General features: G+C 67.7%; 9 protein-coding genes. 6 read left to right on the top strand and 3 right to left on the bottom strand.

Annotation, left to right across the window (positions count from 1 at the left end; translation table 11 throughout):
- On the top strand, positions 1 to 312 hold a 312-nt coding region (gene nth / locus Q0996_RS21075; protein ID WP_367575677.1), incomplete at its 5' end, for an endonuclease III.
- Between the two features lie 119 nt (positions 313 to 431).
- Here the strand turns inward: nth and Q0996_RS21070 are convergent.
- From Q0996_RS21070 to Q0996_RS21060, 3 genes are read right to left on the bottom strand one after another with little or no spacing between them, the layout of a single operon-like run.
- Positions 432 to 941, bottom strand: a complete 510-nt coding sequence (locus Q0996_RS21070) for a hypothetical protein (protein WP_299624490.1) — start codon at positions 939 to 941, stop codon at positions 432 to 434.
- Between the two features lie 5 nt (positions 942 to 946).
- Positions 947 to 1,603 carry a polymer-forming cytoskeletal protein gene (locus Q0996_RS21065; RefSeq protein WP_299624487.1) on the bottom strand — a complete coding sequence of 219 codons (657 nt, stop codon included), beginning with the start codon at positions 1,601 to 1,603 and terminating at the stop codon, positions 947 to 949.
- 57 nt (positions 1,604 to 1,660) lie between these two features.
- Positions 1,661 to 2,377 carry an EI24 domain-containing protein gene (locus Q0996_RS21060; protein ID WP_299624484.1) on the bottom strand — a complete coding sequence of 239 codons (717 nt, stop codon included), beginning with the start codon at positions 2,375 to 2,377 and terminating at the stop codon, positions 1,661 to 1,663.
- Positions 2,378 to 2,605: 228 nt separating this feature from the next.
- Here Q0996_RS21060 and Q0996_RS21055 point away from each other — a divergent pair, with 228 nt between their 5' ends.
- From Q0996_RS21055 to Q0996_RS21035, 5 genes are all read left to right on the top strand, one after another.
- Complete coding sequence (locus tag Q0996_RS21055; protein WP_299624481.1) at positions 2,606 to 3,619, top strand: adenosine kinase; 1,014 nt, start codon at positions 2,606 to 2,608, stop codon at positions 3,617 to 3,619.
- Positions 3,620 to 3,643: 24 nt separating this feature from the next.
- Positions 3,644 to 5,482: a translational GTPase TypA gene (typA, locus tag Q0996_RS21050; protein WP_299624478.1), complete on the top strand. Its 1,839-nt coding sequence runs from the start codon at positions 3,644 to 3,646 to the stop codon at positions 5,480 to 5,482.
- Positions 5,472 to 6,941: an MFS transporter gene (locus Q0996_RS21045; protein ID WP_299624475.1), complete on the top strand. Its 1,470-nt coding sequence runs from the start codon at positions 5,472 to 5,474 to the stop codon at positions 6,939 to 6,941. Before typA ends, Q0996_RS21045 begins: the two co-directional genes overlap by 11 nt.
- A complete protein-coding gene (locus Q0996_RS21040; RefSeq protein WP_299624472.1) occupies positions 6,913 to 7,446 on the top strand; it encodes an O-acetyl-ADP-ribose deacetylase in 534 nt (177 codons plus the stop codon). The genes Q0996_RS21045 and Q0996_RS21040 overlap by 29 nt, the downstream gene beginning before the upstream one ends.
- Before the next feature lie 88 nt (positions 7,447 to 7,534).
- Positions 7,535 to 10,228 (top strand): bifunctional acetate--CoA ligase family protein/GNAT family N-acetyltransferase, encoded by a 2,694-nt coding sequence (locus Q0996_RS21035; protein ID WP_299624469.1) that lies wholly within the window; start codon positions 7,535 to 7,537, stop codon positions 10,226 to 10,228.
- The last annotated feature ends 14 nt before the right edge of the window (positions 10,229 to 10,242 follow it).

The following is a 10,242-nucleotide window of genomic DNA, read 5'->3' as shown; positions in this document are numbered from 1 at the left end:
ACCATCGCCGTCGACACCCACATCTTCCGGGTCGGCAACCGCACCGGCCTGGCGCCGGGCAAGACCCCGCTGGCGGTGGAGCAGAAGCTGGAAAAGGTGGTGCCGGCGGACCGCAAGCTACACGCCCACCACTGGCTGATCCTGCACGGCCGCTATGTCTGCAAGGCACGCAAGCCCGACTGCCCGGCCTGCGTGGTGCACGACCTCTGTGCCTTCAAGGCCAAGACCACGTTTGAGGCGCCGGCCAACCAGACGAAGAAGGCCGCGGCCAAAAAAAGGGTCGCGAAGATGGTGAAACGAAAGGCCGGCTAGCTCTTTTTGTGTTTCTCGGTGCCGGCCCGCTCCCCCACCCGGCCACCCATAGGATACTGGCGCTGGGTGGCCGGGTGGGGGAGCGGGCTGGAACCGCTTCGACGGCAGTCGAAACGACGTTAACTCACCGGCGCGTCCATGCGGGCGCGCAGCAGGCCGTTGAGGCAGGGGCGCAGCTCCAGGCGGTCGGCCGCCGCGTCGCGGGCCTCCAGGTAGGTGACCCGGTATTGCGGCCCTCGCTCATAGAGCACCACGTCGAACACGCAGTCCGCGGTGACGTACTGCCAGATTTCCGCCGGTTTCTCGCGGCGCACCAGGCTGGGCTGGCCGAGCAGCGCCGTCACGGCGCCGCGGTCGAGGCCCATGAGCTGCTTGGGGTCGTCGTCGATCACCGGCTCCGGCGGCGCGGCGGCCGGCGGCCGGGCCACGATCTGCGGTGCCGGCGCGGGCGCCGGCGTTGCTGCATCTGGAGCGGCGCTTACTGTAGGCGCCGGGACGGCCTCAACGGGGGCCGCCGGCGGGCTCGCTGTCTTCGGCCCGGCGGTGTTGGTGGTCTGGCAGGCGCTGAGCGCCAGGGCGCCGAGCAGCAGGCTCGAGAGGAGGGCGGAGCTGCGCCCGGCGCGCCGCATCGCCGTCAGCCGGCCTTGCTGCCGGCGGTGCCGGCCTGGGTCTTGCTTTGCTGGTCGGGCGCATCGCTGCTGTGGGCCAGCTTCGGCCCCTCGCCGCGCAGGCGCCCTTTCAGCGAGACCTCCAGGGCGTCGATGTCGCCGCTCAGGCGCCCGCCCTTGACGATCTCGATATCGGTGTAGCGGATCTTGCCGCTGACCTGGCCGGTCTCGTGGATCACCAGGCAGCCGGTGACGGTCAGCTCCCCCTCGAAGGTGCCGCGCACCTCGCAGTCCTCCACGGTGGCGTGGCCTTTGAACAGACCGGGTTCGCTGATTTCCAGGCTCTGGCTGTCGTTCAGATCGGCCTCGACCCGGCCTTCGACCACCAGCTTCTCGCAGGTCTTGATCTCGCCGGAGAGGCAGATTTCGCGCCCCACCACCAGCTTGCGCCCCTCAACGGCCCCGGCGCTACGGGGCTCGGGCCGGCGCGGCGCCTTGATGCCGGCCAGGCCGACCGAGGGCTTGGCGGCGAGTTCGGCATTGCGGCTCTCGGCGGCGGGGTCCCCCTCCGGGTGGCCGGGCAAGGAATTGGGCAAGGAACTGGTGAGCGGACCGGACTCTACCGCGTTCTGCTCGCCGTTGGGGCCATGGGAGGAGCCGCTGCCTTTGCGCTTACCAAACATAGACTGTCCTTTCCGGCTCTTGTGGCCGCCTCGATCCCGTTCCGTCCGCTCCCGGTTTCATGCCGCCTGCCGGCGAAGGTCTTCGAAAACGTGCAGCATGAAAGCGGTGGCGACAATCGGTGTCACCAAGTTTACCAATGGAATGGTTAGCAGGAAGGTAATAACCACCCCCGCGAGGATCACCTTGCCACGAAACCGGCGGCGCAGGCTGCGGCTTTCCGGCAGAGCGAGGCGCCGCACGGACACCAGTTCGAAATACTCCCGGCCCAGGAGATATCCGTTCAAGAGATAGAACAAAACCAGGTTGAGCGGCGGTATCCAGATCAGAATCAAGTAAAGCGGTAACACAAGTAAATTAAGTATTAAGGTTGCCGCGACGAAGATCAGGTTGCCGAGGATCGCTTCGGAGACTGGCTGGGCCCGGGCCGGGGGCAATTCCGGGTAGTGGCGCCGCTCCACCGCGGCGGCGATCTCCTCCAGGAGCAGCGCCATGATCGAGACCATGACGGCCGGAAAGAGGAAGAAGGAGGCGACGGCGATGGCGCCGATGGCCGCGATATCGACCAGCCACTCCAGCAGCCCGACCCAGAAGCCTTCGCCGGCCCAGTCCCGCATCCAGGCGACCAGCCAGGCGCCGGCCCAGTCCAGGGCGAACCAGGAGACCAGCCAGACGGCGATGAAGGTGACGAGGGAGAACAGCAGCGAGCGGTTGAAAACGCTGCGAAATGCCGGATCGAAGGATTGCCGGACGGCGCGGGAGAGGGCTTGAAACATGGCCGGTTATGTAACCCGCCCCAGCGGCTCCGACAAGGGAGCTGGCCGTGCGGTCAGACGGGACCCACCGGGCTTGCCGCCGCGCGGCTCTGGCTCTAAAAGGGGGCCGGACCGCGCAGGCCCCGGCAGGGGCGTGGAGCGTGGAGGCCCGCTGTTGGACAGCGGTGCGAAAGGGGCGGTGCCTCGGGCCCGCCGGAGCGACGATCACGGACGAAAGCAGGAAGATCGATGACGGCAGCGCAGCTTGATGTCGTGGCCATCGGCAACGCCCTGGTGGATATTCTGACCAAGGCCGAGGACGCCTTTCTCGCCGCCCACCAGATCCCCAAGGGCAGCATGACCCTGATCGACGAGGATCGGGCCACCCAGCTCTACGACGCCATGGGTCCGGCGGTGGAGGTTTCCGGCGGTTCGGCGGGCAACACCGCGGCGGGCGTCGCCTCCCTGGGCGGCAAGGCCGCCTTTCTCGGCAAGGTCCGCGACGATCAGCTCGGCAACATCTTCACCCACGACATCCGCGCCGCCGGGGTGGCCTTCGACACGGCCCATGCGACCACGGGGCCGGCCACCGGGCGCTCCATGATCCTGGTGACCCCCGATGCGGCGCGCTCCATGAACACCTTCCTGGGGGCTGCCGTCCACTTCGCCCCGGAGGATGTCGATCTGACGAAGGTCGAGGCCGCCGCCGTCACCTATATGGAGGGCTATCTCTGGGACTCGCCCTCGGCCAAGGCCGCCTTCCTGCGGGCCGCGCACCTGGCCCATGGCGCCGGGCGCAAGATCTCCCTCACCCTCTCCGATCCCTTCCTGGTGGAGCGTTACAAGGCGGAGCTCAAGGATTTCATCGCCGCCCATGTCGATATCGTCTTCGCCAATGAGGAGGAGGTCTGCGGCCTCTTCGATGTGCCGAACTTCGATGCGGCCCTGCAGGCCGTGCGCGCCACCTGCGAGACGGCGGCGCTGACCCGCAGCGAGAAGGGCGCGGTGATCGTCAGCGGAGAGGAGGTGCATGTGGTGGATGCCGCCCCGGTGCCCGCCGTGGTCGACACCACCGGCGCCGGCGATCTCTTCGCCGCCGGCTTCCTCTACGGCATCACCAACGGCTACGGCCTCTACGACAGCGGGCGCATGGGCGCCATCGCGGCGGCCGAGGTGATCTCCCATGTCGGCGCGCGCCCGGAGCAGAACCTGGCAACGCTGGTCTCCGGCCAGCTCGGCCTGGCGCAGGCCCAGCGCGCGTGACGGCGGCATGACGGTAAAAGCACCATGACGGTACAAGCGAGCGACATCCGCAATATCGCGATCATCGCCCACGTCGACCACGGCAAGACGACCCTGGTGGACGAGCTGCTGAAGCAGTCCGGCGCTTATCGCAGCAACCAGCAGGTGGCGGAGCGGGCGCTGGACTCCAACGATCTGGAGCGGGAGCGCGGAATCACCATCCTCGCCAAGTGCACGGCGGTCACCTGGGGCGAGACCAAGATCAACATCGTCGACACCCCCGGCCACGCCGATTTCGGCGGCGAGGTGGAACGCATCCTCTCCATGGTCGACGGCGTGCTGCTGCTGGTCGACGCCTCCGAAGGGCCGATGCCGCAGACCAAGTTCGTCACCGCCAAGGCCCTGGCCCGCGGCCTCCGGCCCATCGTGGTGATCAATAAGGCCGACAAGCCCGATGCCCGCGCCCACTGGGTGCACGACCAGGTCTTCGACCTCTTCGTGGCGCTGGAGGCGGCCGACGAGCAGCTCGACTTCCCCACCCTCTTCGCCTCGGCCAAGCAGGGCTGGTCGGTGGCGGATCTGGAGGACGAGCGCAAGGACCTGCGCAGCCTCTTCGACCTGATCGTGGACCACGTTCCCGCGCCGCAGGCCGATCCGGCCGGGCCCTTCGCCATGCTGGCCACCACCCTGGAGGCGGACAACTTCCTCGGCCGGGTACTTACCGGGCGGATCCACAGCGGCACCGCGAAGCTCAACATGCCGGTGAAGGTGCTGCGCCGCGACGGGACGACGCTCACCGGCGGGCGCCTCACCAAGCTGCTGTCCTTCCGCGGGCTGAAGCGCGAGCCCATCGACGCGGCCTCGGCCGGCGACATCGTCGCCGTGGCGGGCCTCAGCGAAGCCACGGTGGCGGACACCATCTGCGCGCCGGAGGCCGGGACGGCCCTGCCGGCCCAGCCCATCGATCCGCCGACGCTGGCCATGACCTTCTCGGTGAACGACTCGCCGCTGGCCGGGCAGGAGGGCGACAAGGTGACGTCGCGCATGATCCGCGACCGCCTGCTGCGCGAGGCCGAGGGCAATGTCGCGATCCGCATCACCGAGACCGAGGACAAGGACGCCTTCGAGGTGGCGGGGCGCGGCGAACTACAACTCGGTGTGCTCATCGAGACCATGCGCCGGGAGGGCTTCGAGCTTTCCATCTCCCGCCCCCGGGTGCTGTTCCGCCCCGATCCGGAGAACGGCCAGCGCCTGGAGCCCATCGAAGAGGTGCAGGTCGACGTGGACGAGGCCTATGCCGGCGTGGTGGTGGAGAAGATGGGTCTGCGCAAGGCGGAGATGACCGACATGCGCCCCTCGGGCGGCGGCAAGACCCGCATCACCTTTCTGGCGCCGGCGCGCGGCCTCATCGGCTATCACGGGGAGTTCCTCACCGACACCCGCGGCACCGGCATCATGCACCGTCTGTTCCACGGCTACGCGCCTTACAAGGGGCCGATCCAGGGCCGGCGCAACGGCGTGCTGATCTCCAACGGCAACGGCAAGGCGGTGGCCTATGCGCTGTGGAACCTGGAAGAACGGGGGGAGATCTTCGTCGAACCCAACAAGCCGGTCTACGAGGGCATGGTGATCGGCGAGCACAGCCGCGGCAACGACCTGGAAGTCAACCCGATGAAGGCCAAGCAGCTCACCAACATCCGCGCCGCCGGCAAGGACGAGGCCGTGCGTTTGACGCCGCCGCGAGTGATGAGCCTGGAGGAAGCGCTGGCCTACATCGCCGACGACGAGCTGGTGGAGGTGACGCCCAAATCGATCCGCCTGCGCAAGCGCCTGCTCGACCCCCACGCCCGCAAGAAGGAGAGCCGGATCAAGGATGCCGTCTGAAGCCGCCGAAACGAAACGCCGCTCCTGGGGCGAGGCTTTCGAGGTCTATGCCCATCCCCGCGTCATCGGCATGCTGTTTCTCGGCTTCTCCGCCGGTCTCCCGTTCCTGCTTCTGTTTTCCACCCTTTCGCTCTGGCTGCGTGACGCCGGCGTGACGCGCACGTCGGTCGGCTTTTTCGCCTGGGTCGGAATCACCTTTTCGATCAAGGTGCTCTGGGCGCCGGTCGTGGATCACCTGGCGATACCCTATCTGACACGGCTTCTCGGCAAGCGGCGAAGCTGGATCCTGGTGGGTCAGATTGGCGTAATCATTGGCCTACTTGCCATCACCGTCATCAATCTGCAGGCCGAGGCGATCGTGTCGCCGGACAACGGCTTCATCAATGTGGTTTCGCCGGACCGCATCTGGGTGGTCGCGGTGGCGCTGGCCGCGCTTTGGGTCGCCTTTTCCTCGGCGACCCAGGACGTCGCAATCGACGCCTATCGTATCGAAGCGGCGCCCGATGACCTGCAAGGCGGCATGGCGGCGACCTATCAGCTGGGTTACCGCATCGGCCTGCTTGCCGCCGGCGCCGGCGCGCTCTATTTGGCGGAATTCTGGTCGTGGCAGCTGTCTTACAGCGTCATGGCGGCGCTGATGTTGATCGGCATGGCCACGGTCCTGATCATTCGCGAGCCTGAGGCCAGCCGAAAAACCGGATCGATTCTGGAAGAGGACCACGTTGTCGCCTTTATGGCGACGCAAACGAACCTCACCGATCGCAGACGGCGTCTGGCTGGCTGGTTCTACGGCGCGGTGGCTTGCCCCTTCGCCGACTTCTTCAGACGCAACGGGCACTTCGCAATCATCATTCTTGCTTTCGTTTCGGTCTATCGCCTCAGCGATATCACCATGGGTGTTATGGCCAACGTCTTCTATGACGACATGGGTTTCACCAAGGTCGATATTGCCAACGTGACCAAGACCTTCGGCATCTTCGTCACCATTGCGGGCGCGCTCATAGGCGGCGTGTTGGTCGCACACGTCGGCATCATGCGCGTTCTGTTTCTCGGCGCGCTGCTGGTTGCGGCTACCAACCTGCTCTTTGCCTATATTGCCACCCAGGGGCCGGATATTTGGCTACTGGTCATGACCATCTCCGCCGACAATCTCTCGGCCGGGATCGCAGGTACAGCCTTTATCGCCTACCTCTCCAGCCTGACAAATCGCCACTACACGGCCACACAGTACGCCCTTTTCTCCTCACTCTTCACGCTCTTCGGAAAGCTGGTAGCTGGCTTCTCAGGCGCCATCGTCGATTCCGAGGGCTACGTTTTCTTTTTCATTTACGCCTCCGTCCTCGGTATTCCGGCGATCCTTCTGGTGCTCTATCTTATGCGCCATCAGCGGCAGCAAGACGCCGCACCGGATCGATCGGAGGAGGCGGTCCATGAGCGAAGCGCCCAAGGGAACCCCTGACACCCGCATAGAGATCCATCCCGGCGACATCACCCAGCTCGATGTCGACGCCATCGTCAATGCGGCCAATTCCCGGCTGCAGCCGGGCGGCGGGGTCTGTGGGGCGATCCACCGCGCCGCGGGCAAGAACCTGCGCGAAGCCTGCGCCAGGATCGGTGGCTGCGAGACCGGTGATGCGGTGCATACCGACGGCTTCGATCTGAAGGCGAACTACGTCATTCATGCCGTCGGGCCGGTGTGGCACGGCGGCGGGCAGAACGAGGAGGCCCTGCTCGCCTCCTGCTACCGCACTTCCCTGAAGATCGCCAAGCAGATCGGCGCCCGCTCCCTCGCCTTTCCGGCGATCTCCACCGGCGTCTACGGTTTCCCGCTGGTCCGGGCGACAGAGATTGCGGTGGCGACGGTGCGTGCCTATCTGGCCGAGGAAGAGGCCGTCGAGCGGGTCGTCTTTTGCGTCTTCGGGGCCGAAGCGGAAGCCGCTTACAAAAGCACCCTCGGACGCTGATCCGGATCATCATTCCGTCATCCCGCCGTGCTAGGCTGGAGGTGACGGAAAGCTTTGTTTTCAAACAATAAAAGGATGTGAGACTCCGGTGACCATCCGCAATCTCGATGCGCTCTTCGAACCGCAGTCCGTGGCCATCGTCGGCGCCAGCCGGCGGGCCGGATCGCTGGGGGCCGTGCTCGCCCGCAACCTCTTTTCCGGCGGCTTTCAGGGCCCGATCCTGCCGCTGCATCCGCGCCATGAGTCGGTCGAAGGCGTGCTCGCCTATTCTTCGGTGGAGGCCCTGCCGCAGACCCCGGATCTGGCAGTCATCGCCACCCCGCCGGAGAGCGTACCCGGCCTCGTCGCGGACTTCGGCGCCCGCGGCACCCGCGCGGCGGTAATCATCACCGCCGGTCTGGGCGGTGAACGGCGCCAGGCCATCCTCGATGCCGCCCGGCCGCATCTGCTGCGCGTCGTCGGGCCCAACTGCCTGGGCATGATGGTGCCGGAGATAGGGCTCAACGCCAGCTTCTCCCACATCGCCCCGCTGCCCGGCAATCTGGCCTTCGTCACCCAGTCCGGCGCCATGGTGACGGCCATGCTCGACTGGGCCACCCCGCGCGGCATCGGCTTCTCGAAAGTCGTGTCCCTGGGCGACAAGTCCGACGTCGATTTCGGCGACCTGCTGGACTATCTGGCGATGGACGCCGACACCCATGCCATCCTGCTCTACATCGAGTCCGTCGCCCAGGCGCGCAAGTTCCTCTCCGCCGGGCGCATCGCCGCGCGCAACAAGCCGGTGATCGTCGTCAAGGGCGGGCGCCACGCGGAGGGGGCGAAGGCCGTGGCCTCCCACACCGGGGCGCTGGCTGGGGCCGATGCGGTCTACGACGCCGTCTTCGCCCGCGCCGGCATGCTCAGGGTCTACAGCCTGGAGGAGCTGTTCGATGCCGCCGAGACCCTGGCCAACCTCTCCGCCGTGCGGCACCGGCCCGACGGACGCGGGCATCTCGCCATCCTCACCAATGGCGGCGGCCTGGGGGTTCTGGCGACGGATGCCTTGATTGACGAGGGCGGGCGGCTTGCCGAGCTTGCGCCGGAGACCAAGGCGGCGCTGGACGCCTGCCTGCCGGCGACCTGGAGCGGCGCCAATCCGGTGGACATCATCGGCGACGCGCCGGGCGAACGCTACCGCGCGGCGCTGCAGGCCCTGCTGCAGGACCACAACGCCGATGCCACCCTGGTCATGCACTGTCCCACGGCGGTTGCCTCGGCCACGGAGGCCGCCGAGGCGGTGATCGAAACCCTGGCCGCGGCCCCGCCTTCCGCCCGCCCCGTGTTGACCGCCTGGGTCGGCGAGCAGGCGGTGGCGGAGGCGCGGTCCCTCTTCGCCCGCCATGGCATCCCTGGCTATCCCACGCCGAAACAGGCGGTGCGCGCCTTCATGCACCTCGAGCACTACCGCCGCAACCAGGCGCTGCTGATGCGGGTACCCCATCCCGAACGGGAGGTCGGGGAACCGGACCGGGAGACGGCGCAGCGGATCCTGGCGGGCGCTCTCGGCGAAGTGCGGGAGTGGCTGAGCGAAGCGGAGGCCAAAGCGCTGCTCCAGGCCTACGGGATTCCGGTGGTCGCCACCCGGGTGGTTGCCGACCCGGCGGCGGCCGGCGCGGCGGCGGCGGACATCGGCGGTCCGGTGGCCCTGAAGATCCTGTCGCGCGACATCACCCACAAGAGCGACCTGGGCGGCGTCGCCCTGGATCTCGAGGGTGCGGAGGCGGTCACCCGGGCGGCCGAGGCGATGAACCAGCGGATCGCGGCGGCGCTGCCGGAAGCGCGGCTGGAAGGCTTCACCGTGCAGGCCATGTGCCGGCGCCCGCAGGCCGAAGAACTGATCCTGGGGGTCGTCGACGACCCCCAGTTCGGGCCGGTGATGCTGTTCGGCAAGGGCGGAACCGCCGTCGAGGTGATCGCCGACAAGGCCCTTGCCCTGCCGCCGCTGGACCCGATGCTGGCCGAGGCGATGATGGCGGAGACCAAGGTCTATCGCCTGCTCAAGGGCTACCGCGACCGCCCGCCGGCCGCCATCGCGGAGATTGCCGGGGCCCTGGTGCGCCTGTCGCAGATCGTCGCCGACCTGCCGGAGATCACCGAGGTGGACATCAATCCCCTGCTGGCGGATGCCGAGGGGGTGATCGCCCTCGACGCCCGGGTGCGGGTGGCGGCCCGCCGCGATCCGGCGGCGGCGGCCACGGCGCGGCTGGCGATCCGGCCCTACCCGCGCGAACTGGAGCGGGCGCTGACCCTGCCCCAGGGGCGGCCGATCTTCATCCGGCCCCTGCGGCCCAGCGATGCGATGGGCCTGCGCGAAGCCTTTCGGCGGCTGGACCCCGAAGATGTGCGCATGCGTTTCTTCATGCCGCTGAACGATCTCTCGGACGAGATGCTGGCGCGGCTGACGCAGCTCGACTACGACCGGGAGATGGCGCTGGCGGCCTTTGCGTCCGGGGAACCCGGCGGCGATGGGCTGGGCGTCGTGCGCCTTGCCGCCGATCCGGACAACGCCCGCGCCGAGTTCGCCATCCTGGTCCGCTCCGACATCAAGCGGAAAGGCCTGGGCTCAGCGCTCATGGAGGCGATCCTGGATTACGCCCAGGAGCGCGGCATCGGCCAGGTCTGCGGTACCGTCCTCTCGGAAAACACGGCCATGCTCGGGCTCTGCCGCAAGCTGGGCTTCACCGCGGCGCCGACGATCGAGGGCACGGTCGCTGTGGCCTGGAGCCCTTCGTCGATCCGATAGGTGTCTTGACGAGA

It is taken from the genome of Pelagibius sp. (genome assembly GCF_028289705.1).
GTDB lineage: Bacteria > Pseudomonadota > Alphaproteobacteria > Kiloniellales > Kiloniellaceae > Pelagibius.
Note: the sequence above shows the minus strand (reverse complement) of the source record. Positions and strands in the feature narration are given on the sequence as shown.

Excerpts from the sequence above, each read along its gene's own strand:
- Q0996_RS21070 (WP_299624490.1), bottom strand. The coding sequence starts at position 941 with ATGCGGCGCGCCGGGCGCAGCTCCGCCCTCCTCTCGAGCCTGCTGCTC.
- Q0996_RS21065 (WP_299624487.1), bottom strand. The coding sequence starts at position 1,603 with ATGTTTGGTAAGCGCAAAGGCAGCGGCTCCTCCCATGGCCCCAACGGC.
- Q0996_RS21060 (WP_299624484.1), bottom strand. The coding sequence starts at position 2,377 with ATGTTTCAAGCCCTCTCCCGCGCCGTCCGGCAATCCTTCGATCCGGCA.
- Q0996_RS21055 (WP_299624481.1), top strand. The coding sequence starts at position 2,606 with ATGACGGCAGCGCAGCTTGATGTCGTGGCCATCGGCAACGCCCTGGTG.
- typA (WP_299624478.1), top strand. The coding sequence starts at position 3,644 with ATGACGGTACAAGCGAGCGACATCCGCAATATCGCGATCATCGCCCAC.
- Q0996_RS21045 (WP_299624475.1), top strand. The coding sequence starts at position 5,472 with ATGCCGTCTGAAGCCGCCGAAACGAAACGCCGCTCCTGGGGCGAGGCT.
- Q0996_RS21040 (WP_299624472.1), top strand. The coding sequence starts at position 6,913 with ATGAGCGAAGCGCCCAAGGGAACCCCTGACACCCGCATAGAGATCCAT.